The 23,798-nt window shown below is 51.3% G+C and carries 23 protein-coding genes; 10 read left to right on the forward strand and 13 right to left on the reverse strand.

The window, feature by feature from the left end; genetic code table 11:
• Window positions 1-4: 4 nt before the first annotated feature.
• From EDM55_RS20390 to EDM55_RS20415, 6 genes are all read right to left on the reverse strand, one after another.
• A complete protein-coding gene (locus tag EDM55_RS20390; protein WP_092273229.1) occupies window positions 5-1,183 on the reverse strand; it encodes an acetyl-CoA C-acyltransferase in 1,179 nt (392 codons plus the stop codon).
• Window positions 1,184-1,231: 48 nt separating this feature from the next.
• The gene (locus tag EDM55_RS20395; RefSeq protein ID WP_122961246.1) at window positions 1,232-3,640 is read right to left on the reverse strand and encodes a 3-hydroxyacyl-CoA dehydrogenase/enoyl-CoA hydratase family protein; all 2,409 of its coding nucleotides are present in this window, start codon (window positions 3,638-3,640) and stop codon (window positions 1,232-1,234) included.
• A gap of 239 nt (window positions 3,641-3,879) precedes the next feature.
• Window positions 3,880-4,995, reverse strand: a complete 1,116-nt coding sequence (locus tag EDM55_RS20400; protein ID WP_122961247.1) for an S-layer homology domain-containing protein — start codon at window positions 4,993-4,995, stop codon at window positions 3,880-3,882.
• Between the two features lie 320 nt (window positions 4,996-5,315).
• Window positions 5,316-6,983 (reverse strand): putative ABC transporter permease subunit, encoded by a 1,668-nt coding sequence (locus EDM55_RS20405; RefSeq protein ID WP_122961248.1) that lies wholly within the window; start codon window positions 6,981-6,983, stop codon window positions 5,316-5,318.
• Window positions 6,976-7,701 carry an ABC transporter ATP-binding protein gene (locus tag EDM55_RS20410; protein ID WP_092273217.1) on the reverse strand — a complete coding sequence of 242 codons (726 nt, stop codon included), beginning with the start codon at window positions 7,699-7,701 and terminating at the stop codon, window positions 6,976-6,978. The genes EDM55_RS20405 and EDM55_RS20410 overlap by 8 nt, the downstream gene beginning before the upstream one ends.
• A gap of 303 nt (window positions 7,702-8,004) precedes the next feature.
• Window positions 8,005-8,421, reverse strand: a complete 417-nt coding sequence (locus EDM55_RS20415) for a hypothetical protein (RefSeq protein ID WP_092273214.1) — start codon at window positions 8,419-8,421, stop codon at window positions 8,005-8,007.
• Between the two features lie 208 nt (window positions 8,422-8,629).
• On the opposite strand from EDM55_RS20415, the gene EDM55_RS20420 reads away from it, so the two are divergent.
• The 7 genes from EDM55_RS20420 (at window position 8,630) to EDM55_RS20450 (ending at window position 14,565) form a co-directional block, all read left to right on the forward strand.
• Window positions 8,630-9,232 carry a hypothetical protein gene (locus EDM55_RS20420; protein WP_092273211.1) on the forward strand — a complete coding sequence of 201 codons (603 nt, stop codon included), beginning with the start codon at window positions 8,630-8,632 and terminating at the stop codon, window positions 9,230-9,232.
• Window positions 9,233-9,599: 367 nt separating this feature from the next.
• Window positions 9,600-10,700 (forward strand): glutamate 5-kinase, encoded by a 1,101-nt coding sequence (gene proB / locus EDM55_RS20425; protein ID WP_092273208.1) that lies wholly within the window; start codon window positions 9,600-9,602, stop codon window positions 10,698-10,700.
• Between the two features lie 37 nt (window positions 10,701-10,737).
• On the forward strand, window positions 10,738-12,042 hold the full coding sequence (locus EDM55_RS20430) for a glutamate-5-semialdehyde dehydrogenase (RefSeq protein ID WP_259676101.1): 1,305 nt from the start codon (window positions 10,738-10,740) through the stop codon (window positions 12,040-12,042).
• Window positions 12,043-12,063: 21 nt separating this feature from the next.
• Window positions 12,064-12,906: a pyrroline-5-carboxylate reductase gene (gene proC / locus EDM55_RS20435; protein ID WP_122961250.1), complete on the forward strand. Its 843-nt coding sequence runs from the start codon at window positions 12,064-12,066 to the stop codon at window positions 12,904-12,906.
• Between the two features lie 66 nt (window positions 12,907-12,972).
• Window positions 12,973-13,785 (forward strand): hypothetical protein, encoded by an 813-nt coding sequence (locus tag EDM55_RS20440; RefSeq protein WP_092273199.1) that lies wholly within the window; start codon window positions 12,973-12,975, stop codon window positions 13,783-13,785.
• Between the two features lie 125 nt (window positions 13,786-13,910).
• The gene (locus EDM55_RS20445; protein WP_122923636.1) at window positions 13,911-14,219 is read left to right on the forward strand and encodes a ferritin-like domain-containing protein; all 309 of its coding nucleotides are present in this window, start codon (window positions 13,911-13,913) and stop codon (window positions 14,217-14,219) included.
• A 13-nt stretch (window positions 14,220-14,232) separates the two neighbouring features.
• Entirely contained in the window at window positions 14,233-14,565 is a 333-nt protein-coding gene (locus EDM55_RS20450) for a spore coat protein (protein ID WP_122923637.1), read from the forward strand.
• Window positions 14,566-14,620: 55 nt separating this feature from the next.
• On the opposite strand, the gene pdxR is transcribed toward EDM55_RS20450, so the two are convergent.
• Window positions 14,621-16,063 carry a MocR-like pyridoxine biosynthesis transcription factor PdxR gene (gene pdxR, locus EDM55_RS20455; protein WP_122961251.1) on the reverse strand — a complete coding sequence of 481 codons (1,443 nt, stop codon included), beginning with the start codon at window positions 16,061-16,063 and terminating at the stop codon, window positions 14,621-14,623.
• Between the two features lie 130 nt (window positions 16,064-16,193).
• Between pdxR and EDM55_RS20460 the strand changes: the two genes are divergently transcribed.
• The 3 genes from EDM55_RS20460 (at window position 16,194) to EDM55_RS20470 (ending at window position 18,528) form a co-directional block, all read left to right on the forward strand.
• Window positions 16,194-16,808 (forward strand): LysE/ArgO family amino acid transporter, encoded by a 615-nt coding sequence (locus EDM55_RS20460; protein WP_092273186.1) that lies wholly within the window; start codon window positions 16,194-16,196, stop codon window positions 16,806-16,808.
• 75 nt (window positions 16,809-16,883) lie between these two features.
• Window positions 16,884-17,501, forward strand: coding sequence for a DUF47 domain-containing protein (locus tag EDM55_RS20465; RefSeq protein WP_092273183.1), 618 nt, complete (start codon window positions 16,884-16,886; stop codon window positions 17,499-17,501).
• A gap of 19 nt (window positions 17,502-17,520) precedes the next feature.
• Entirely contained in the window at window positions 17,521-18,528 is a 1,008-nt protein-coding gene (locus tag EDM55_RS20470; protein ID WP_092273180.1) for an inorganic phosphate transporter, read from the forward strand.
• A 68-nt stretch (window positions 18,529-18,596) separates the two neighbouring features.
• Here the strand turns inward: EDM55_RS20470 and EDM55_RS20475 are convergent, their stop codons facing one another.
• The 6 genes from EDM55_RS20475 to EDM55_RS20505 all read right to left on the reverse strand — a co-directional run bounded on the left by EDM55_RS20475 (window position 18,597) and on the right by EDM55_RS20505 (window position 23,676).
• Window positions 18,597-19,853: a GNAT family N-acetyltransferase gene (locus tag EDM55_RS20475; protein WP_122961252.1), complete on the reverse strand. Its 1,257-nt coding sequence runs from the start codon at window positions 19,851-19,853 to the stop codon at window positions 18,597-18,599.
• Window positions 19,854-19,859: 6 nt separating this feature from the next.
• Window positions 19,860-20,936 carry a M42 family metallopeptidase gene (locus EDM55_RS20480; protein WP_122961253.1) on the reverse strand — a complete coding sequence of 359 codons (1,077 nt, stop codon included), beginning with the start codon at window positions 20,934-20,936 and terminating at the stop codon, window positions 19,860-19,862.
• Between the two features lie 138 nt (window positions 20,937-21,074).
• Window positions 21,075-21,623, reverse strand: coding sequence for a DUF4825 domain-containing protein (locus EDM55_RS20485; RefSeq protein WP_122961254.1), 549 nt, complete (start codon window positions 21,621-21,623; stop codon window positions 21,075-21,077).
• A complete protein-coding gene (locus EDM55_RS20490; RefSeq protein ID WP_092273168.1) occupies window positions 21,607-22,290 on the reverse strand; it encodes a permease prefix domain 1-containing protein in 684 nt (227 codons plus the stop codon). The genes EDM55_RS20485 and EDM55_RS20490 overlap by 17 nt, the downstream gene beginning before the upstream one ends.
• Window positions 22,291-22,296: 6 nt before the next feature.
• Window positions 22,297-22,638 carry a PadR family transcriptional regulator gene (locus EDM55_RS20495; protein WP_092273165.1) on the reverse strand — a complete coding sequence of 114 codons (342 nt, stop codon included), beginning with the start codon at window positions 22,636-22,638 and terminating at the stop codon, window positions 22,297-22,299.
• A gap of 762 nt (window positions 22,639-23,400) precedes the next feature.
• Complete coding sequence (locus EDM55_RS20505; RefSeq protein WP_092273159.1) at window positions 23,401-23,676, reverse strand: hypothetical protein; 276 nt, start codon at window positions 23,674-23,676, stop codon at window positions 23,401-23,403.
• Window positions 23,677-23,798 lie beyond the last annotated feature (122 nt).

Genomic DNA, 23,798 nt, shown 5'->3' on the forward strand with positions numbered 1-23,798 from the left:
TCATTTACAGCATTTCGAAAACGCCTGCCGCACCCATACCGCCGCCGACACACATGGTGACGACACCGTATTTGCCGCCCCGACGCTTCAGTTCGTTCAAGATGGAGATCGTCAGCTTCGTTCCCGTGCACCCCATCGGATGACCCAGAGCGATTGCTCCTCCATTGACATTGACCTTCTCCGGATCCAGCCCCAGCTCGCGAATGACTGCTACAGCCTGAGAAGCAAACGCTTCGTTCAGTTCAAAGAGATCAATATCCTCGAGGCGGAGGCCAGCCATTTTCAGGGCTTTCGGGATCGCCACGATCGGGCCAATTCCCATCACGTCAGGGTCCACTCCCCCTACTGTGAAGGAGCGGAACTTGGCAATCGGCGAAGCTCCCAGCTCTTCAGCCTTCTCGGCGGACATGACCAGCACCGCGGCAGCTCCGTCACTCGTTTGCGAAGAGTTTCCTGCCGTTACGGACCCTTGGACGTGAAACACTGGCTTCAGCTTCGCCAGCGCTTCCACGGACGTATCCGGGCGAGGACCTTCGTCGATCTGAAATACGCTTTCTTTTATTTGCAGGTTGCCTGCTGCATCAAAGGAATGCTGCTTAACGGTAAGCGGGACGATCTCCTCCTGGAACTTGCCAGAAGCAATCGCCGCCGCTGCTCGCTGATGGCTGACCACCGAAAAAGCATCCTGATCTTCTCTGGTTACGTTGTACCGTTTGGCTACTTCCTCAGCCGTATGGCCCATACCCATGTATGCTTCCGGCATCATCTCCACCAACGTAGGATTGAGCGCGACCTTGTGCCCGACCATCGGGATCAGACTCATGCTTTCGATCCCACCAGCCACCAGTATATCTGCACCGCCGGAAATGATCTGCTGGGCGGCATAGGCAATACTTTGCAACCCGGATGAGCAAAACCGGTTGATGGTAATACCCGGTACACTTGTCGGCAGACCTGCGCGTAGACTGACGAGACGCGCCATATTCATGCCTAGCTCTGCTTCCGGTGTAGCCGTTCCCATGATGACGTCCTCGATATCCTCCGCCTTCACCTGGGGAACGCGGCGCAGCAAGTCGCTGACGACCGCTCCCCCCATATCTACCGGATGTACGTCCTTTAAGCTGCCCCGCTTTGCTCTGCCAATGGCAGTGCGGGCACCTGCAACGATCACTGCTTCTCGCATCGTATTTTGCCTCCTTCAGCCTTATCAAACTACCTGCCCTATCCGGGATTAGTTGCGCAAAGGTTTGTTTTTGGTCAGCATGTGCTGCATCCGCTGCTGGGATTTTTGCGTTTTGATCAATTCCAAAAACGCCTGCTTTTCCAGCCCCAAAATATAGTCCTCCGTCACTTCTGTACCCGCAGGCAAGCTGCCTCCAGACATGACATACGCGATCTTGCTCAGGATCAACTCATCGTGGTCGGACAGATATCCACTCTTTTTCATGGCGTAAATGTTCTGACGAAGGGTCGCGTAGCCCGTTTCCCCGATGACGCGAATCTTGCGTGGGGATGGTGGTGTATAGCCTTCGCGATCCATCTCGAGCACGAGCTGCTTGGCGTCGTACAGCAGATGATCCGGATTGATGCTGATTCGATCCGTTGGTCGCAAATAGCCCAGGTTGATCGCATCCTGGCCGCTGGTCGATACTTTTGCCATCGCAATGGTTTCAAATGCTTTTGCGACAAACGGGAAAGAATCCACTGCTATGCTGCCACCCTCTGGTACGTTTTCCATGGCGCGGAACAGCATCTCCTTCGTTCCGCCACCTCCTGGCAAGAGCCCTACTCCTACCTCTACCAAACCGAGGTAGGTCTCCGCAGATGCCTGCACTCTGTCTGCCAGATAGACCACTTCTACACCGCCGCCCAAGGTCATCGCATAGGGAGCGGCTACTACAGGACGGTGCATGTAGCGCAGAGAGCGAGCTGCCTTGTGGAAATTGGTTACCAGCATATCAAGCTCCAGCCAGTTTTCGTCCTGTGCTTCCATCAGAGCCATCGCCAGATTCATCCCGACGCAGAAGTTTTTCCCTTGGTTCGCGATGACGAGGCCGAGGAAGTTTTTCTGCACTTCTTCTGCTGCGATATGTGCCATTTGCAAAACATCCATGCCAAGCGCATTGTTCGGAGAGGTGAATTCCAGGCAAGCCACGCCGTCTCCCAAATCCACCAGCGCAGCCCCGGCATTTTTCCGAATGAGCTTGCCCTGCTCCTTCAGCGCCGCGAGGTCAATGACTTCTTTTTTCTGCGGGATATCTTTGTAAACGCCTCCAACAAAGAACGCTGCCAGTCGTCCCTCGTTCTTTTGATAGAAGGAAGTTTTGCCGCTCGCAAGCAGCTCTTCTACGAGAGCCGGAATCTGCTCGCCTTCTTCTCTCATGCGGGCGACCGATTTCTCTACCCCGATCGCATCCCACGTTTCAAACGGACCCAACTCCCAGCCAAAACCCCATTTCATCGCTTGGTCGACTGCCACGATGTCATCTGCGATTTCATGTGCTTTTTCTGCGGAGTACAGCAAGACCTTTTTGAATACGTTCCAGACGAATTCACTGCCTTTGTCCTTGCCGTACGCCAGCGTCTTCAGCTTATCCGGCAGCGATTTGGCTGTTTTCGCCGCATCGAGGGATGGGAACTTCGGCTTGACACTGGGCCGATACTCCAGCGTTTGGATGTCCAGCGCCTGAATTTCTTTGCCCTGCGCAGACTTGACTTGCTTGAAAAAGCCTTGGCCCGCTTTTTGACCGATCCAGCGCTTCTCCACCATTTGCAAGACGAACGGCGGTACTTCAAATACTGCCCTTTCTTGCTCGTCGCTGCTTTTGTTCTTCACATTGTTTGCCACATGCACATAGGTGTCGAGTCCGACGACATCCAAGGTACGGAAGGTCGCGCTCTTCGGACGTCCAATCACAGGGCCGGTGAGAGCATCCACCTCATCAACGCCCAACCCCAGGCGAACGAGCTCGTGAATCGAGACTTGAAGCCCGTATGTACCGATGCGATTGGCGATGAAATTGGGGGTATCTTTACACAGTACGGTCCCTTTTCCGAGAACGCGCTCACCAAAGCTCATCAGGAAATCCACAACGGCTGGGTCTGTCTCATCGCCCGGGATAATTTCCAAAAGCTTCAGATAACGCGGCGGATTGAAGAAATGGGTACCGCAAAAGTGCTTGCGAAAATCGTCCGATCTGCCTGCTGCCATCTCATTGATGGAGACTCCAGACGTATTGGAGGTGATAATCGTGCCTGGCTTTCGATGGGCTTCCACCTGAGCGAACACACTTTTCTTCACTTCCAGGTTTTCTACCACGACTTCAATGATCCAATCCACCTCGGCTAAGAGCGGCAAATGGTCTTCGAAGTTTCCTACTGTAATCAGATCGAGACTCTTTTTATCGTAGAACGGGGTCGGTTTATCCTTCAAAAGCCGATCCTTGCCAGATTGGGCGATGCGGTTTTTCACAACCGGGTCTGTCAGTGCCAGCCCCTTTTTACTCTCATCAGCCGTCAATTCACGCGGTACGATGTCCAGCAAATAAGTAGGAATCCCGACGTTGGCTAGGTGCGCTGCAATGCCTGCTCCCATCACGCCAGAACCCAAAACGGCCGCCTTGCGAATTTTGCGTTCCATCTCCATATCCTCCTCCATACAAAAAATAGTGCTTCTGCATATACCCAATTTTCAGACAGGCAGAGTATTCTTATAACTTCTCCCTTTCCATAGATATTCCTGTCAGCAGAGTCTCATGTATTCAATTGAATGAATGCTCATTCAGTGGGGGTTCATTTTTATTGTAATCGAAAATTCTGTCATTTGCAATTATGTGGACGCGGAAAAAAGGACACCCGCTTGGCGGATGCCCTCCCTCGTTACTTTTGAACAGCTCCAACTGCTGCTATTTTTCTACCGTACGTACTCGTCGGATCCGGATCCAGTCGATACTCGACCTGATAGCTTCCGTTCAAGCCGTATTTATACTCTGCTGTTAGCCAAAGCTTTCTTGCGTCCGTATCATCAGACTTGACGGACACATTGACGAGCTCTTCGATCGCAGGTACTCGCTGCAGCTTACCCATGCTAGTGAGTGCGGCAGGCGTGTAGAATTTGAGCAGTTTGGCTTGATTTTTGGTTTCAAAGGCGAGATTTGCTGCCCGCAAGAAGGTTGTCGCCACTTTCTGCTGCGGGTTGCCTTTTGCCTCAAATTGAAGCAGTGCCTGCGTTTTGTAATAGTCGAGCAGGCGCTTCATGACGACCGCATACTCTGCGCGCGTCAGGGCTTTCTCAGGCTGGAATGCCGACTGTGACGCGAACAGGTTGAAGCCGCGAATCGCTGTGGCATAAGGTGAGTATGTATCCCGGTAGTAGCTGTCCTGCTTCCATTCATAGTAGCTGGTGAAGAATGAAGCTGCATCCTGTGGACGGATGTTGGCAGACCGGTAAATTTGCGGTGTAAGCATGTGGAAGAGAATGACGCTCGCTTCTTCCCGAGACATTGGCTGCTGGAGTGCGGAAGCAGAGAGCCACCAATCCTGGTTTTGCTTCTCCGGCTTTTTGATCAGCTGTCCCTGAGAGGAGAGGTACAGATAATACAGCATTCTGTCTCCTGGATCGTAATCGCCGGTTATTCCCCTCTCAATCTGCAGCTGTGCACTCATGTTGGTCAGCAGCTGCTCGATTTCCCAGCGCGGATGATACCGGTAATCGATGTTGGGTTTGCGAGCCGGCTTTGCGATCGGGCCGTAGACATACTCGTAAACCCGATTCATCATCGCGATAGCCTCGCCACGTGAGATGGGGCTATTGGGGTAAAACAGCTGCTTCGCGTTCCCTTTCACGATGCCTATGCTCGCTAACTCCTGGATAGACGATTTCGCCCAGTGGCCGTTGATGTCGGTGAACACCGTTGCCGCTGACGCATTGCCTACAAACATACTCTGTGCCAGTAGCACAACCATGAGAATTCCAATGACGATATGTTTTCTCATATCCGCGGTTAACTCCTTCCCCTAGTGACCTCTTATTTGGCTCCCTTTTAGTCTATTCACTTCATTCTGCCAAATATGAACTTCCAAATCCATCCTTAATTTCTTTCTTCACAGATCCTTTTTCACCCTGCACCCCTATTTTGTATCGGAAGGAAAGAGCCTGTGTTTTAGCCTTTCGCAAATTAGAAAACTTGGCTCCGCCAAGCTTTGCGGTGGAGCCATAGTTGCACTTATACTGGCTGAGAATCTTATAAATTCTTACTGTACAAAAAACCGCCCTTCGTTGCGAAGAGCGGCTTCTTACAAGCTACCTGTCTTTTTTACCCCTCCATTTTTTCCAGCCAGGATGGACCCTTTCTCAGCAAAAGCCGGAACAGAAAGAGATCCGCCAGCACGAAAAGGACGAAAAGTCCCACGCCCATTTGAAGCAAGGACGCTTCTAGCGAAAAGGCCAGCACGATGCAAAGCGCTGCAGTCACCATCCCCATCAGCATGGAGAATAGCGGATTTAGGTTTTGCTTGACCGCTTCCTGCTCAGAGCCCCACTCCAGCTTGGGCATTTGCAAATCGAGGATCAGCCCTAGCAAGTTGACAAACAGGATACCGGGAATACCTACGACCACAGCCAGAATGATAAAAAGCGAAGGCAGCTGGATAAACCACGCCGCCTCTGCCACCAGGAGCGCCATGCTAATCACACTGAGCAGCGTTCCCGGAATCAGTTTGGCTACGAGCAGCTGCCCGGCTGGAATCGGCAAGGTTTTGCTCAGAAAGATGCCTTGCCCTTCCCGCGTGATAGCCGTGATCGAGGTGCTATTCGTGCTGGCCATTACGACAAAGGCCGAAAAAGCGACGACCAAGCTGATTCCCCCCATATGCCCGCCTTGCAGCCAACCACTCAGTGATGCCAGAAGTTCCGCACTGTCTTGACGGCTGAGCAAAGGGACTAAACCGAATAGCGGAAAGAAAATGCTGGACAGCGCACAGTTCATGAAAAATGCGGGTGTCCGCCAGAGAACTTTCCATTCTTTATCCGCATACGCCAGCCACATCGATCTAGGTCTGATCCCTTTTTGAAACGCCGCTTCATCGATTTTCTTGCGTTTTGCCCTTGACTCGCTGATACCCATCACACCCGAGAAATACAGGCGATTTCCCACCCATAAAAACAAGAGCAGTCCAGCGACGGCTATGGCGAAAAAGCCGAGAAGATTAGCGAAGCCGCTCCAGGTGCTGCTCTCCAGAATAGCGAGTGCCCCCAGCTTGCTAGCTGGAAAAAGCTTTGTCACGATCCCCAATAGACCTTGCTCTCCCGCTGCGATCATTTGCTGGAGCTGCTCGACGCTGCTATCTGTGCCACTGGTCTGACGCTGAACGAAAGCCTGAAACCCGAGTCCCCCCGCTATGGCGATGAGCCCGCCCAGCAAACGAAAACGATCCTTGTATTTGCCGATATTCGTATAGCGCATGAATACCATGACAAGCAAAATGGCAAGCGTGAGCGGAATGACTGGCAGCGCCACGAATACGAGCAGCGCGAAAAGATAGTAGAGAAAGCCTCCGCCGCTTTTTACTCCATAGGTGATGAAGATAGGTGCGATCATCGTGAGCGCTGTCAAATACTCGTAAAGGAGGGCGACCAGAAACTTCGCACCGAGAATTTCTCCAGGAGCTATCGGCATTGGTAGAAAATGCTCCACATCCTGTGAAAAGTAAAAGACGCTCAAGACATAAACAATGCCCAGCAGAAATATGGCAAGCGAGGTGCCCGCTATGCCGAGTCCGAGCAATGCCCCCTCCTGGCCGATCTGCGCCAATCCATCATACAGACCTGCTACAAAGACGACCAAAGCCGCCATTAACGGAATCAGGCCGACCCCGATCGCCAGAAGGATCAGGAGGGTCTTCCATCCGCTTCCCTTTTTGGACCCCAAAGAGGAACCCGCGTTTTTCAGCATGATTTTGGTGAGAAGCAGAACTTTATTCATGTTTGGTCAACTCCAGGAACAAGCTTTCCAAAGAATGATTGGACTGAAAATGTTGCTGCATTTCTGGAAACGTTCCACAGAACAAAATCTTCCCTTTGTTGATAATGGCGACCCGGTCGCACAGCTTCTCCGCTACCTCCAAAACGTGCGTAGAAAAGAAGACCGTTCTCCCACTATCCGCATGTTCACGCATCATTTCTTTTAACGTAAAGGACGACTTGGGATCCAGCCCTGTCAGCGGTTCATCCAAAATCCAGACCTCCGGATGATGAACCAGCACACCCATGATCATGATTTTTTGCCGCATGCCATGCGAGTAGCTTTGGATCGTATCACCTAGCGCATCCGACATGTCAAAGCGCTTGGCCAGCTGTTGAATCCGTTCTTTTCGGAGCTGCTGCGGCACTTCGTAAATATCCGCCATGAATCTGAGGTACTCCAGCCCTTTTAACCGTAAAAACAGATCTGGACTGTCGGGCACATAGCCAAATTGCCGTTTGGCCTCCAAGGTATCTGTCGCGATATTTTTGCCATTGATCGTGATCTCACCGGCATCCGGCCGAATGATCCCCGTCACCATTTTGATTGTCGTCGTTTTTCCAGCTCCATTTGGCCCCAGAAAGCCAAAAATCTCTCCTTTTGGGACGTCCAAATTCAATTGATCGACCGCTTTGATCGTTCCGTTGTAGCTTTTCGTCACACCTCGCAGTTGAATCATCCTGTCCCTCCTTTGTAGCTTTGGCTGCTTATCGACTTTTTCCTTATGCTTCCATGCATTCCTCTAACTATACGGTCAAAAGCTAGGAAAGGTTGCGCGCGGCTCGATGGTAGCAGGACCACTGGGCGTTATAAGAAAACTTCTATCGAGGCTTGTTCAAGGAGGAGCGACCGCGTTTTAGCGGAAAGTTTTCATGCGCTCCGGAATTCATAAATGTAATCGTTTATAAATTCCTATACGTTAAAAAAGAGCCGCCGGTATCTCCCGACAGCTCATTTGGCTCAGCTTAAATCTGTTCTTCTCCTACGTTTGCGGGACAAAGCTGCCATCACGCAGCATCGTCAGCTCCCCCATAATAAAGGCGAGATCGTCGGAGTCGCCGATGCTTCCATTTTCATCCAACGCTTCCAATCTACGAAGCAGCGTGTTGGCAAAATCTTGGATTTGCACAGGATGTGCTTCAATGTCGGCATCGTCTAAAACGTCAAAGCTGGTCAGTGCTTCCAGATGCGTAATGATGCGGAAACCGCCAATCTCTCCCAACAGCTCCGGTTTGTTCACTTTTGATTTTTCCAATTTTTGCAGCATGGAGAGCACGTCGTTCGCTACAATGCTGGGAAATGCAACCTGGTAAATATTGCGGTTTTTTGCTTCATCCGCCTTGATGATCAAGATATCAATTCCATCCGGCTTTTTTGCCTTTTTTCCAAATCCAAACATATATTTCCACCTCGATTATTTCGGTCTGCACAACTCTCTTCATGATAGACATAATCGCACGCAGAGACAACCCCTATCCTCTTTCCTTTTTTCCTGTCCCGATCAGGCAGCGGCTTCGCTTATTGGATGCGGAAAATGTTTACACGTCTATCCCTGGGCAATCGCACGCACGCTAAAGGAAAAGCCAGTTACAAAAGGGGATGCACCTATGAACAGCTGGAAAAAATGGATATACCTTCTTTCGTGTCTTTGCCTTCTCGTCGGATGCTCCTCGCCTTCCAAAGAGGAAAAGGCAAAAACACAGAGCAAGCCCCCCAAGCAATCCGCCATTCAAAAGCTGGGTGACAACAAAATGGATGTCGTTCTCTTTTTGAATCGCGCAGAGCATGCACTTGAGGAAGTCTATTACGCAGCCGCAGACAACGCCAAGGGAAAAGCTGTCCACGAAGACGGCATCACGTACCGGGAGCTGCCGAAACGCTTTGACAGCAAAGACAAGATCGTCGGCTATTTCTCCAAGTTCTGGAGCAAGCCGCTTGCGGAAGCGATGTATGATAACATGTCCACCAAGCTCGCCAAAGACAAAGTCTACGTAGCGATCCCGAAAACCGATTATCCCGTCCTGATCTCTGTCCGCAATACGACGGTCGAAAAGACGAACGGCGTGCTGCGAGTCACGATCGAGGATGTGGCTCCTGCCGCCTTTGCGACGGATCGCATTCTGCGCTACCAGCTGGTTCGCGACGAGAAAACAAAGCGCTACGAGATCAAATCCAGAGCAGGTGCATATGGCAGTGAACAATTTCAATAATCCCCTTGACATTTCCGTGGCAACAAGCGAATAATATTAAATTAATAAGCACATAGTGATCGGCAATGACGGGGAACAGTAAAACCGCCCTTCAGGTCCAGAGAGTGAAATCCACCGGCTGAGAGGTTTCGCGCATGAATCGGTTTGAACCCACCCCAGAGCATCCAGGGACGACCTGGACAGGTTTCTTTCACCTGTTATCAAAGAAAGAAAGCCGGACGTTCAATGGCTGGAGCTTGCATCCACGCCTGTAACGTCAAGTAAGGTGGTACCGCGGAGGTCTATGCCCTTTCGTCCTTATCAAAGAGACGAAAGGGCTTTTTTTATTTTGTAACGATGAATGTCTGCGAATCAGGAGGAACGAGAAATGAAAAAGGGCAAAATGCGGTTGGTCGTAAAAGTGGGAAGCAGCTCTCTGGCAGCTACAGAAGGCGGTGTCGATCGAAACAAGATGACACTGCTCGTTTCGGCTGTGAGTGCGCTTCGGGAAGCGGGACATCAAGTGGTGCTGGTCTCTTCGGGCGCTGTCGCCAGCGGATACCAAAGTCTCGGCTATCAGCAACGACCCCGTACCCTCGCTGCCAAGCAAGCGGCTGCAGCCATCGGGCAAAGTCTGTTGATGCAAACCTATACCCAAATGTTTGCTGCTCACCGCTTCAGCGTGGCACAAATCCTCCTGACCCGGAGCGACTTTTCTCATCGCGAGCGTTATCAGCACGCTTTTCAAACACTGTCGCTTCTGCTGGATAAAAACATCCTGCCGATCATCAACGAGAATGACACGGTTTCCGTAGCCGAGCTGACCTTTGGGGACAACGATATGCTAGGCGCATTGGTGGCTGGACTCGTTCACGCCGACCTCTATCTGATCCTCACAGACACAGACGGGTTGTATGACAAGGATCCGCGATGCAATCCCGATGCCAAACGCATTTCCTGGCTGTCGGAAGTGACAGAGGAAGTCGAAGCACTCGCGGGCGGAGCCTCCCAGCTCGGAACAGGCGGCATGCGCTCCAAGCTGATCGCCGCAAGGACTGCACAAGGCTTGGGGATCCCAAGCTTTATCGGAAAATTGAATCAACCCTCCGATCTGCTCGAGGTACTCCATGGAGGGGGCAACGGAACCTATGTCAGTTACTCCCCGGAAGCACCAGCGGCCAGCGGTTTGCCAACGCGCAAGCAATGGATTGCTCTTCACTCCCCGATCCGCGGTTCAATCACCATCGACAGCGGCGCAGCGGAAGCCGTTTTGAAAAAAAGAAGCAGCCTGCTCCTAGCCGGTGTGCGGGATGTCGCTGGGGACTTTGAACAAAACGAGGTCATCGAGGTGTACTGCGACGGTTCCTTAATCGGTCGCGGGGTCAGCCGTTTTGCTGCAGAAGAGCTGCTCGATTACTTATCGCCTGCTGGCTCACCGCGACGCAGCGGTACTGTAATCCACCGCGATCAATGGACGGAGACAATCTGAAGAAAACACACGAGAGACCTGGCTGGATCCAGGCGTAATACAGAAAGAAAAAAATAAAGGAGCTGGGGAAACCATGGAAAGCTTGAAAACAAAAGTGCTGGAACAAATATCACTGGCAAAGCAGGCCTCTCGACAAATGGCCATGCTGAGCCGCGCAGAAAAAGACAACGCTCTCTCCCTGATCGCAGAGCAGCTTCTGGCGGATCAGTCCGCTATCCTCACCGCAAACGAAAAAGACATCGCCAAAGCTGTGGCCGATGGTCAGCCTGAGTCTTACCTCGATCGCCTGCGCCTGACACCTGCACGGATTGGGGAATTGGCCAGCGGGCTGCATCAGCTGATAAAGCTCGACGACCCAGTCGGTCAGCTCATGGATCGCTGGACCCGTCCAAACGGTCTCGTCATGGAGCAAATCCGCGTTCCTCTCGGCGTCATCGGAATGGTCTACGAAGCTCGTCCCAATGTCACGATCGATGCAGCTGCCATTGCTTTGAAAACAGGAAACAGTATTGTACTTCGCGGCAGCTACAGCGCTGTTCAGAGCAACCTGGCTCTGACCGCCAGTATTCGCACAGCCTTGGCCGCAAGTGATCTGCCCCTCGAGGCGGTTCAATACCTCCCTTACGAAGAGCATGCTTCCGTCGATATCTTGTGTACAGCAACCGGTCTGATTGATGTCATCATCCCTCGCGGAGGAGCTGGACTCATCCAGCGTGTCCTGCAGAAATCCAGCGTTCCTGTACTCGAAACGGGCATCGGCAACTGCCACATCTTCGTCGATTACAACGCTGTGTACGACATGGCAGAAGCGATCGTGATCAACGCCAAAACGACTCGTCCAGCTGTATGCAATGCCGCTGAGACCCTGCTTCTGCATCGGAATTGGCCCCTTGCCGAGCAAAAGGCGCTGCTCCAAAAGCTGCTCGCAGCTGGCGTAGAATTGCGTGCCTGCGATCAGACGAGAGCCGCACATGCAGAGCTGGCTTCTGAGCTGAAAGAAGCAGTCGAACAGGATTGGGATACGGAATACTCTTCTCTCATCATGGCCGTGCGTACGGTCGGCAGCTTGACGGACGCTCTGGAACACATCGCCCGCCACAGTACCGGACATTCCGAGGCCATCATCACCGAGGACAGTGAATCGGCGTCGCGCTTTTTGGCGGCTGTCGACGCGACTACTGTCTATCACAATGCTTCGACTCGCTTTACTGATGGTGGTGAATTTGGGTTTGGGGCAGAAATCGGCATCAGCACCCAGAAGCTGCATGCTCGTGGTCCTATGGGCCTGCCTGCTTTGACCTCGTATAAATACGTCGTACGTGGAACCGGACAGATCCGCTAGTCCAACAGGAGGGAATCAACCATGAATACACAAGCAGCATGTTCCATTGAAGGACGGATTGGCTTTCTCGGCGCGGGCTCTATTGTGGAGGCCATGCTGTCCGGTATCTTGAAAAAAGGGCTTCTCTCCTCTGACCGCATCTATGTGACCAATCGGAGCAACTCCGAGCGGCTGGAACACCTCGCCGGGACATATGGCGTGAACACGACACATGATAAATTTGAAGTCATCTCCGCATCGGACATCTTGATTCTGGCGATGAAACCGAAAGATTCGGGTGAAGCACTCAAAGAACTGCGCGGCGCCGTCCACGAAGGTCAATTGGTGATCTCCGTCATCGCAGGCGTCTCCACCACCCTGATCGCAGAATGGCTCGGCGTCAACTGCCCAATCATTCGAACCATGCCCAATACTTCCTCGGCAGTCGGCTTGTCTGCAACGGGGATCGCGGCCAACCATTCCGTCACAGAAGAACAGCTTCAGCTCGCCACCCATCTCTTTGAGGCGATCGGTACCGTCTATTCCGTCGCAGAAGAAGAGCTGGATATCGTCACAGGACTATCCGGTAGCGGCCCTGCTTATGTCTACTACCTCGTAGAGGCGATGATGGGCGCTGGCGCGACAGCGGGTCTGGATCGTGAAATGACTCGTCAGCTGACGCTGCAAACGGTGCTTGGTGCAGCTCACATGCTGATGGACACCCGTGAAGATCCCGCTATCCTGCGCAAAAAAGTAACCAGTCCTGGCGGGACGACCCAAGCTGGAATGGAAGTGCTGGAATCGTATCGCTTCCAGGAAGCTGTTACTTCCGCCATCCTCCGCGCTTCTGAACGTTCACGGGAAATGGGTGCCGAATACCGATAGCTTTTTGCAGACCAGCCCGTCATGTATACTAGGAGGACAGGACTGCATCTACGAAGGAGGTATCCCATGGAAATCTACGCCTTGTACGGAACTAGCGGAACAGGGAAAAGCTCCAGCGCTCTGGAGCTGGCTCACCGAATGAACATCGATGCCATCATTGACGACGGAATCCTTATTTACCAAGGTCGCAAGGTGGCCGGGACCTCCGCCAAATACGAAAAGACCAAAATCCAGGCAGTGAAACGGGCTATTTTCCATTACGAGGAGCATGCTACTGACGTTCGCCGCATGCTTCAGCAGCTCCTTCCCAATCGCATTCTCATCCTCGGTACTTCGCGCCGAATGATTGAACGCATCGTGGAAGCCCTGGAATTGACTTCGCCCATCGAATATATTCCGATTGAGTCCATCAAGCCTCCGCAAGAGATCGAGGCTGCCCGTTACGTGCGGGAAACGATGGGCAAGCACGTGATCCCCATCCCTCGCGTTGAGGTGGAAAAAGATTTCTTGCAGCGTCTTGTCGCTTCTGCTCAACAAATTTTTTCTTCCAAAAAAGAAGTCATCGGGGAAACGACCGTGGTGCATCCCCCTTTTACAGGTGGTCGCATCGTCATTCACCCACAGGTTCTGCGCAAGATTGTCGAAGGCACCTGCACGTATTTTAAGGAGGTCCACCACATTCAAAAGACAGAGTACACCTTTGAGGATTTGCCTCGCCTGCAAGTGACTCTTTCACTAAAGCTCTCTTATGGAACAGACATCCCCGCTTTAGCCAAAGACATCCAGCAAGCCTTGTACAATGAGGCCAGCTACTGCCTCAACATCGCACCAGCAAGCATTGACCTGAAGATTGCGGGTCTGGAATTTGCCAGTGTATAAAAGGAATCCTTTCGATCGGGCCTCAAAAAAGCCGGGTCTTTTTTTTTGCCTGTAATCCACAGCGGTTACTTCCGCGACTCTTGATCATCCTAAACGTGTATCCCCCACATGAAAGGAGAAGTCTGATGCAAACCATCATGTCTTCCGCGCCTTTGAAGCAAGTTCCGATTCCCGAGCCGCCACGAGTCATTACGACAAAGGACATGAGCTATATAAAGGACGCCTTGTCATGGGAGCTGGATGCCTTTAAAAAGCTGCATGCCTTTGCCCAGATGGCAACGGACCCAGAAGCCAAGCAATGCCTGGACAAAGTGGGACGCATGCACCAGATGCACTACCAAAAATTGCTGACCCATTTGCAAAACAACAACGCCACGATCATGTCGACCATTCCACAGACCCAATCCCAGCAGCAGCAACCCCAAATGCAATAAGGGAGGAATCCGGATGCCAAATCAAAACCAGATCGCCAATCCGCAGTCAGGGCAGCTGCCACAAGTAAAAGGTCCGCAGATGAATGACCGGGACTATCTCAACGATTGTCTTGCTACGTGCAAATATTTGGCGGACGGCCTAAATATTGCCGCGTGGGAAGCGAGCCATCAGCAGCTGCACCAGGATTTCCTGCAGATCCTGAATGAAACGCATCAAAGTGCCCGGGAAACCTACGAGCTGATGTTCCGCAAGGGCTGGTACAAGCTGGAAGCAGCCGAGCAGCAAAAGCTGCAGCAGGCTTATCAGCAGTTTAGCGGTTACTCTACACAGTTTCCGTATCATTGATCAAAAGCAGAGGCACGGTAAGTCAAGGGGCATCCGAAACTGGATGCCCCTTGACTTACTCTTGCAGCAAACGCGCCAGTATAAACAGAGCCTGTTCCAGCTGATCCTCATCTGCATACGCGTAAGATAGGCGCAAATGGTGGCTGTCGGACTGATCGTATACATAGCCTGGGTTGAGCAGTATCCCTGCTGCGAGTGCTTTGTTGAACAGCGCGCGCATCGACCCGGGACGGCGCAGGCGCAGCCAAATATAAAATCCCCCTGTCGGAACTTGCCAGTCAGCCAGCTCGGAGAACCACCGATTCAAAAGTTCGAGAACATGATCTCTCCTGCCTCGCAGGGCTTGGCGTATAGCCGTCATATGCGCTGCGTATTTCCCTGAAGATAGCCATTTGGCTGCTACCCAAGCGGACAGGCTGCTCGCCCCGTAATCCGTTTGCATTTTTACATCTGCCAAGCGCTCAATGACGGGTTCTGGCCCGACGATCCAGCCGATCCGAAGCCCCGGACTCAGCGTTTTGGACAAGCTGCCCAAATAAAGCACCTGACCGTTGGAATCCATCGATTTCAGCGGAAGCGGACCCAGCTCATCGAACCACAGCTCCCCGTACACATCGTCCTCCAAAATCGGCAAGCGCTCCCGAATACAGGCAGCCAGAACTTCTTCTCTCCTGCGCTGTGTCATGAGTATCCCCGTAGGATTGTGATAAGTCGGAATCGTGTAAAGCAGCGCCGCATGGTGGTTATGCTTTTGTTTGGCCAATGCGTCCCTTCGAATCCCCTCTTGGTCCATCTGTACCCCCACCAGTCGCATGCCGGAAGACTGAAACAGCGGAAGCGAGTACAAATACGATGGCTGTTCCACCAGAATCGTGGAGCCTTGCTGCAGGATTCCTTGCGAGAGTAATTGCAGGGCCTGCAGCGCACCTGAGACCACGAGGATCGACGCTGGCGATGCCTCTATTCCTCGCGTTCGCAAGTACTTGCTGATTTCCTGACGCAGCGGCAAAAGCCCTTTTGGCTCTGCATAGCCGAGCTGGGCCATTTCCCCTCGCATACTCGCCAGGATCTCTTCCATTTGCGCCATTGGCAGCAGCTGAGGGGAAAGCTCCCCTGTACCCAGGCGGATGTAGCTTGGATCTGACTCATATCGATTGATGTCCTGAATCGTCGGAGTATTGGACGGGTGGCTGCTGGCCTTGACGTAGCCTAGCCAGTCAGGAGGAGGCGTAGGCTTTAGGAGCGACCATGTATTGTTGCTCACCCTCGTCCCGCTGCCCACAGTCGACTCAATCAATCCCTCTGCCTTCAGCTCCTCCAGCGCGGTCACAACGGTACTGCGATTGACTTCAAATGCCAAAGCGAGCGCTCTTTGCGTCGGTAATTTACTGTGAACAGGCCAGTCGCCTGAAGCGATTTTCCCTTTCATATAAGCCACAATCTGCAAATAGATCGGGATGTCTACGGCTTTGTCCGGCTTCCAATCCATCGTCAGCACGCTATTCCTCCCCTTCCTTTTCCCCATTGTACAAAATTGGTTGGCCTAGGAGTAAACCAATTGGCTGAAGACATTTTCCTTTGACCCCGTCATAATGAACGAAGCGAATTGAATCAAGGAGGAACATCACGTGTTGGAAGCGATTTTGCATGGACTGGTCCTTTCGTTCGGACTTATTTTGCCGCTTGGCGCTCAAAATGTATTTGTGTTCAATCAAGGAGCGATGCAGCCCTCGCTGTGGCGCGCCCTGCCTGTCGTGGTCACTGCCGCTGTCTGTGATTCCCTTTTGATTTTACTCGCCGTATTTGGCGTCTCGCTCGTTGTGCTGGGCGTGGCATGGCTGAAAATGGTTCTTTATATCGTCGGGGTGTGCTTTTTGCTGTACATGGGCTATTTGACATGGCGCACTCGCCCCGCTGTGGATTCCAGGGAGGCTAAGCGCTTTTCTCCCAAACGCCAGGTGATGTTCGCCGCATCCGTATCGCTGCTCAACCCTCATGCGATCCTCGATACAATCGGCGTCATCGGTACCAGCTCTCTTTCTTACAGCGGAGCGGATAAATGGGGATTTACGCTCGCGTGCATAATGGTTTCGTGCCTCTGGTTCTGCAGCCTGTGTCTTGCCGGGCGCATGGCAGGTCGTTTGGATCCTTCCGGAAGGCTGCTGGGTGTCCTGAACAAGGTGTCTGCCATCATCATGTGGGCGGTTGCCCTCTACATGGCATGGTCGATCTTTTTCTTCTAAACGTCTGTCTGGTGAATAATCCGCACCTCCTCCAAACAAAATACTCCTAGTTGGATTTATAAGCGGAGGTTTGCCATGCTTTTTACCAAGACAGATGCCTTGCTGGAAGACCTATATGAAATCGCCAAGAATGTACATGAATCAGCCGTTTATTTCAATGAATATAAGATCTCGTCCATGGAGACGCTGAAGACCTTTTCCGAGACCATGAAGGATTACGAGTCCAAAGGAGACAAGCTGATTCACGAGATCATCATCCGAATCAACAAAACGTTTATTACCGCAATCGAACGCGAAGATGTCATGGAGCTGGCCGTTCGTCTCGACGATGTGCTGGACGGATTGGAGACCTGCTCGTCCCGCCTGTACATGTACGACATCATGGAGCCGGACGAAACGATGGTGAAATTCGGACAAATCATTGAAGACTCTTCCCAGCAAATTTTGCTTGCCATGGATCTGCTGCGTCATCAGAAGCTGTCGGAGATGCGGGAGTACATCATCCGCATCAACGATCTGGAAAGTACGGGAGACGAGCTGGTACGCCGGAGCATTCGCGAGCTTTTCCATTCCTCTACAGATCCCATTCACATCATCCAGCTCAAAGAGATCTACGAGGTGCTGGAAGGAGTCATGGACCACTGTGAAGACGTCGCTGACGCGATGGAGACAGTCATCATGAGCAATACATAAATCCAAGGAGACACTGCCCATGCACACGAGCCTTCCCTTCATCGTCGCCGTCGTTGTGTTAGCCGTTTCCTTTGACTTTATCAACGGCTTTCATGACACGGCGAATGCGATTGCGACGACCGTATCTACCAAGGCGCTGCCACCCCGCATCGCCATCGTCATGGCAGCTGTCATGAACTTCATCGGTGCGCTAGCCTTCACAGGTGTCGCTAAGACGATCGGGGGCAAAATCGCTGATCCAGCCAAGCTGGAATACGGCGTGCTGATCGTAATCGCTGCTTTGCTGGCCTCGATCTTTTGGAATCTCGTCACCTGGTGGTACGGGATTCCCAGCAGCTCCTCTCATGCGCTCATCGGTTCTGTTGTCGGAGCCGTTTTCATATCGGCGGGTGGAAGCACGATCAATTGGAGCGGTTTTCGAGAAATCTTCGAGGCACTCATTCTATCCCCGGTCATCGCATTACTTGGTGGCTACTTGCTTATGAATATCTTTTACTTCCTGTTCCGTAAAATTCCGACGCCTCCATCCAAGGTCAACCGACGCTTCCGTTACTTTCAGATCCTCACAGCTGCCCTCCAATCTTTCACACACGGAACAAACGACGCACAAAAGGCGATGGGCATCATCGTCTTTGCACTGGTAGCCGCCGATATTCAATCGGATGCGAATACGATCCCCTTTTGGGTTCAGCTCATCTGTGCCATCTCCATGGGGCTGGGCACCTCCGTAGGCGGCTGGAGGATTATTAAAACGGTAGGCGGCAAAATCACCAAAATCGAGCCCATTAACGGAGCAACAGCCGACATTACCTCTTCTTCCATCATCTTTACGTTTACGCAGCTGGGCCTGCCGGTAAGCTCCACGCATGTCATATCATCCGCGATCATGGGAGTCGGTGCAGCCAAGCGGTTAAAGGGAGTCAACTGGGGAATCGCCAAACGGATTGTCATTACCTGGTTCATCACCCTCCCGATCTCTGCTGTGATCTCAGCGATCATCTACAGTATTTTGCAGCTGTTCTTTTAACACGCAGCGTCATAGAAAAGCACCAGATTCATGAAGAATCCGGTGCTTTTTTCTTCTCCTGCCCGCTTCTAAAACGCCGTCATGCACATCGGTTTTTCCGAGGTGAGGAACAGCTGATGCAGCTGATCCGCATAAGCCATGTCCGAGAGCGTCACCAGACCATGCTTGAGCAGTCCTTTCAAAGTAACGGCTCCCATAACCAGGGACGACAGCTCGGCGATATCCACCTCCATCACAACATCGCCTGCAGCGTCATCCGTGATAACCGGATAGCCCTCCTCAAAGCGAATCGTCAGACTGCCGTGATTCTCCCGCAAAAACGTATCCCTCACCGTAAGCGCAAGCGTCAGTGTCTGGCCCCCGAAGCAGTGATGGGCAACCTGTTGAAAGAATCGCTTGACGGATAAGATCCGATACATGACCCCGACCCCTTGCGTATTGCTTTCCAAATAAACATGAGGCAGGACTCGATAAGTCTCATTGCGGGGATCATCAAACAAAAAGTGAAAGTATTCGTCCTGCGTGTAAAAGACGACGCGATTGATTTGATCGGATTGCGAGTGCAGAAAGCTGCACATTTCCTGCAGCGCTTCTGGTGTCTCGTATACCCACTCCTTGATGATCAAATCGTTTTGCATGATGTTTTCTTCGTTGATGTTTTTGAATGTGTACACCATATACCCCAGAACCTTGCCGTCCTTCCGAAAGCAGACGGTCCTGTGATCTGGATGCTCCACCAGCCGGGAGAGCTCCTCCCGCGATCTTTCTATAAGACCGTTTACCGTGCGCATAAAGCGCTGATAGCAAGCCGCGATCTCCCCACTATCATCCGGTTTGGCAAAGAACAAATGGGCCTTCCCCGCGCCTTTCGGGAAATTACCCGGGGGAATACGATACTTGCTCATTTTTGTCCCCATGCCAAAGCCCATCTTTTTATAAAAGTCGGTGCGAAACGGATACAGGAGCGCCATCGCTGCCCCCTTGTCCAAATAATGGCGGAGATAGGATTCGACGAGGTCCTTTGCTACCTTTTCTTTTTTATGCAGCATGTCTACTGCCACCATGCCGACTCCTCCGGCGAGCAGCGACACCCCAAACAGATTCATTTGAAAATCATAAAGGCGCATGGTGCCCAACAATTGCTCTTCTTCATACACGCCGTAAATACGCGAGCCAGAGTCGTCTGCCAACGTTTTTAGCATTCTTTCTTTAAAGCTCCGGATGCTGTCCGCCGTATTTAGCTTCAGACCAGGGTAGGCATTTCCAATCAGGGTGACAAGAGAGTCAAAGTCGGCTTCGGGTACTGGAATAACCTTCCGATTCATCAGAAATTACCCCTTCGTTTGCAGCTTCCGTACGGTTTCCCAGTCCAGCTTTTCAATAACCGCCAGCAGCAGTTTTTTCGCAGCCATAAAATCGGAACGGGAAGCTACAGCCTGATGCGAGTGAATGTAACGGGTAGCAAACCCAATCGCTAGGGATGGGCACCCCTTCCCGTTTACATGAAATTTTCCTGCGTCCGTACCTCCGCCCATCGATATTTCAAATTGCAGCGGAACGCCGATTTCTTTGGCAGTTTCTACAACTAAGCGTCTCAAGCCGACATGGGATACCATGGAAGAGTCGAGCAGCACCACAGTCGGACCTTCTCCCACCCTCGGGCCTTCATGGCTCTCCAGCCCCGGTGTATCGTAAGCGACTCCTACATCCAAGGCAAAGGCAATGTCGGGCTCCACCAGATTCGCCATCGTCGCTGCTCCCCGCAAGCCGACTTCTTCCTGGACGGTTGCCCCGGCATAGATCACATTCGGATGCGCTTTGTCCTGCAAATCAGCCAGCACTTCAATGGCCAACGCGCACCCGATGCGGTTGTCGATGGCTTTTCCTACCCACAAATCTCCTTTTCCCATGGTGAAAAATTCCGAGCAAGGCACGATGCTATCACCCGGCAGAACGCCCATTTCCTCCGCTTCTTCCTTGTCTTTCGCGCCAATATCGATATACAAGTCCTTGAGCGGTATTACTTTTTCCCTTTCCTCCGGTGTGAGAATATGAGGTGGCTTTGAACCGATAATACCCATGACATCGCCATTTTTCGTCCGAATCTTTACGCGTTGGGAAAGCAGTGTATGCGGCCACCAGCCCCCTAGCTGTTGAAATTTGAGGAAGCCCTGCTTGGTAATCCTGGAAACCATAAAGCCTACTTCGTCCATGTGACCGGCAAGGAGAATTTTCGGTCCGTTTTCCACCCCTTTTTTTACCCCGAGCACGCTGCCTAAATGATCGGTCACGATTTCCTCCGAGATTCCCTCCAAATATTGATTCATGACCTCGCGTACGGCGTATTCATCGCCTGCAACCCCATCTACCTCCGACAGCTTCTTCATCATTGCGGTCTGCTGATCCAAATAAATCCTCCCTTTCTTACCTGCACATAGATTGGTTAGAATTTTCTAAATTCATTATACACTGTCTAGGATTCCTTTTTCAAAATATTTTTATCGATAAAAGTAAATCCCTATCGTGAATGAAAGCAAAAAGAGCCCTCACTGCCAAAAGCGAGAGCTCTCCTTCGTCCATTCTTTAATTCGTCCCTGCACTTCTTTTTTCCACGTTTGCTGTTCCAAGAGGTCTGCTGCAAGATCTACGTGAAGGAGCTGATTCATATCCCCGCGTGTTAACTGATAGATCGCATCAGGAAAACGGTAGCGAATCGTCTGCAGATTATCGATCAACGCAAAGGCAGCGATCGAGTTGTAGAGCAACGCAGAGCTCACCTGCTCCTCCCCGACATCAGCGGCCTTCTCCAAATAGTTGATCTCCAGCGTCAAATCATCTGGATACAGCTGAAACGTTCTTTTTACCCCGTTGAGCGGAAGGTGTGCATAGAGGTTCGTCAGATTGGACGCGTCCCCCATGTACTGGCTCTTGTAGGGCAGAATGGTGCTGACATCATGAGTCAGCGGGCTTTGCTGTTCTAGCTCGTAGCGGCGCTCTCTTTCCAGCTTGTTTGGTATGAGCACGCAATGGATGTAGACGAGCAGCAGAACGCCTACCATCGCGAGTGCCACAATGACTTTATTCCGTGCAGCCATCCTCTTCCCCCACTTCGTATTTCATCAACAGCTTTGGCACCATGTGAAGAGCAAGCGGAATCAGGAGGGTGACGAAAGGCTTCAAGTAATCGATTGCGACATTGGCAAATTGATACGGTCCCGAAATGTGGATGGGTCGAGAAAACCACAGATTGCTGCCAAAGTGCAGAGCTGTCGTGTAAAACAGCGATACCCCCATCAAAAGCACCCAGAGCAGCCAACCGATTTTTCTTAGTCGCAAAGCCGCCTGTACGTTCATCCCTCCTGTTTTCCTATCGTATCGTTTGAGCAGCAGGAGTCCCCCATATACGATCCCGATTCCAAGGGCGATGAACATAAGCAGCGTGTTGCTGCCCGTCCCATTGCCTACGAACCGAAACGGCATGGTCACGATCCATGCAATCAGAGTAAACAGGAGCACTCGCTGAACCCACTCCACCCAAAATCGATACAGAAAAACACGCGGCTTTTCATCTAGCAGATGAGCAATAGAAGGGATATTGGCAATGGCGCTGCTTATTGCCGCTTCCCTGCTCACTCCACTCATCGTCATATCAGCGACCCGCGCCTGGAGATTGCTCAAAATCTCCTGCTTGAGCTCTTGAGCTTGCTTGCTTCCTTTATAAGGACGAAACAGGCGGTCCACATGCTGCTGTATTTTGTCCATATGTACTCATTCCTGCCTTTCCATGAGTTGATCGATCAACGCTCTGGCTACTTTCCAGGCCGCAAGTGCTTTTTCATAAGCCTCAGCGCCCTCCCCAGTGAGCCTGTAGTATTTGCGCCTGCCCCCTTGTGTCTCGTCCCCCCAGTAGGAGGAGATCAGCTTTTGGGCTTCCAGCCGCTTCAAGCTGGTATAGAGCGACGGTTCCTTCAGCTCGTACTGACCATCGCTGTTTTTGGCGATCGCCTTAATGATTTCGTAGCCGTAATTATCCCCTTCGGACAACACGCGCAAAATGATCGCATCGAGATGTCCGCGTATCATGTCACTGCTGATACTGCTTTCCCCCATCATGTTCACCTCTGGGTTCAATTTATCACATATTACTATGTGTGACAATGTACTGCTTGTGACAATTTAACTAGCAAATAAATAACGCGGAAAATCATCCGCGTCGTTTGTTAAGGGGTCTATGAAGCTACGGTGGTGGAGCGGAAGCAAAGAACCGCTCCTGCTACTGAAATTTATGTAACGTACCCAAAGAAAAGTAAAAACCCTATTGCGAAGCCTATAATCGCAACAAAACGATATTCGAATTTATACGGGGAGTCAGAGATTAACAACCTGTTCCCAAAAATGAGTAAACAGATATACAAGATAACTATAAAAATTCCAATTGCTTGCGTCTCAATAGGAGGTAGAGGTGGTGTTTCCGGACGAAACGGGGGTTCTTCTGCTGGAGATAATGTTAATACCGGACCCCCAAAGCCAAAGACGAGTATATAGGAAATGGGGATTACGATCTGAATCGCGATACCAGCCACGAAGTTAAGCATGAAAATCTTTAACAACGGTGGAATGTTAACCATGACACACAATCACCTCTAAGCACACTATACCTATCAAGGTCTCTACTCTTATTCTCAACCTGATACTTATCACAACAGCGGATACGCAAGAACGAAACACAGCAACACAAGTATGCCGAGTGTAATGAACATAGGTTTGAACTTTTCTTTATACTAAAATACGAGAACGAAATAACCCAATGAAGCGAGCTACCAAGGATCCCGTTCACTATTACGCCAAGCAGTTCTAACCGTCACATCTTTTCTAACAAATACGATGCTCGGCTTCCAATTGGCGAGTTAGGATATGAATTTTAACAGTCCCCCCTTCGCAGTTACTTTCACGAGTCCATTTAATTTCGTAATAAGCGCCTTTTTGATTAACGGACGAAATGATAATTGGTCCGTAATGAACATCCTCATATTCGTCCTTTACCATTTGAATAGCTTGTTCTTCTGTTACCTTAAAAACTGGAAACATTAGGAAAGCGAAACATGTAATGATAATAAAGAGCAACCAAAACTTGTACGTTAGCTTCATTATTTTCGCCTCCAAACATTGTAATCATTTGACGGATGAAATTCGCTAATGTTTCAAGAAATACATAAAATTAACAAATGTTAGCTCAACTGTTAAAATTATGAATAATCGTATATTAGTCC

The organism is Brevibacillus centrosporus, assembly GCF_003710815.1.
In the GTDB taxonomy this organism is placed as follows: Bacteria; Bacillota; Bacilli; order Brevibacillales; family Brevibacillaceae; genus Brevibacillus; species Brevibacillus centrosporus.

Coding starts and splice junctions, on each gene's coding strand:
- EDM55_RS20390 (WP_092273229.1), bottom strand. CDS start 1,183: ATGCGAGAAGCAGTGATCGTTGCAGGTGCCCGCACTGCCATTGGCAGA.
- EDM55_RS20395 (WP_122961246.1), bottom strand. CDS start 3,640: ATGGAACGCAAAATTCGCAAGGCGGCCGTTTTGGGTTCTGGCGTGATG.
- EDM55_RS20400 (WP_122961247.1), bottom strand. CDS start 4,995: ATGAGAAAACATATCGTCATTGGAATTCTCATGGTTGTGCTACTGGCA.
- EDM55_RS20405 (WP_122961248.1), bottom strand. CDS start 6,983: ATGAATAAAGTTCTGCTTCTCACCAAAATCATGCTGAAAAACGCGGGT.
- EDM55_RS20410 (WP_092273217.1), bottom strand. CDS start 7,701: ATGATTCAACTGCGAGGTGTGACGAAAAGCTACAACGGAACGATCAAA.
- EDM55_RS20415 (WP_092273214.1), bottom strand. CDS start 8,421: ATGTTTGGATTTGGAAAAAAGGCAAAAAAGCCGGATGGAATTGATATC.
- EDM55_RS20420 (WP_092273211.1), top strand. CDS start 8,630: ATGAACAGCTGGAAAAAATGGATATACCTTCTTTCGTGTCTTTGCCTT.
- proB (WP_092273208.1), top strand. CDS start 9,600: ATGAAAAAGGGCAAAATGCGGTTGGTCGTAAAAGTGGGAAGCAGCTCT.
- proC (WP_122961250.1), top strand. CDS start 12,064: ATGAATACACAAGCAGCATGTTCCATTGAAGGACGGATTGGCTTTCTC.
- EDM55_RS20440 (WP_092273199.1), top strand. CDS start 12,973: ATGGAAATCTACGCCTTGTACGGAACTAGCGGAACAGGGAAAAGCTCC.
- EDM55_RS20445 (WP_122923636.1), top strand. CDS start 13,911: ATGCAAACCATCATGTCTTCCGCGCCTTTGAAGCAAGTTCCGATTCCC.
- EDM55_RS20450 (WP_122923637.1), top strand. CDS start 14,233: ATGCCAAATCAAAACCAGATCGCCAATCCGCAGTCAGGGCAGCTGCCA.
- EDM55_RS20465 (WP_092273183.1), top strand. CDS start 16,884: ATGCTTTTTACCAAGACAGATGCCTTGCTGGAAGACCTATATGAAATC.
- EDM55_RS20470 (WP_092273180.1), top strand. CDS start 17,521: ATGCACACGAGCCTTCCCTTCATCGTCGCCGTCGTTGTGTTAGCCGTT.
- EDM55_RS20475 (WP_122961252.1), bottom strand. CDS start 19,853: ATGAATCGGAAGGTTATTCCAGTACCCGAAGCCGACTTTGACTCTCTT.
- EDM55_RS20485 (WP_122961254.1), bottom strand. CDS start 21,623: ATGGCTGCACGGAATAAAGTCATTGTGGCACTCGCGATGGTAGGCGTT.
- EDM55_RS20490 (WP_092273168.1), bottom strand. CDS start 22,290: ATGGACAAAATACAGCAGCATGTGGACCGCCTGTTTCGTCCTTATAAA.
- EDM55_RS20495 (WP_092273165.1), bottom strand. CDS start 22,638: ATGGGGGAAAGCAGTATCAGCAGTGACATGATACGCGGACATCTCGAT.
- EDM55_RS20505 (WP_092273159.1), bottom strand. CDS start 23,676: ATGAAGCTAACGTACAAGTTTTGGTTGCTCTTTATTATCATTACATGT.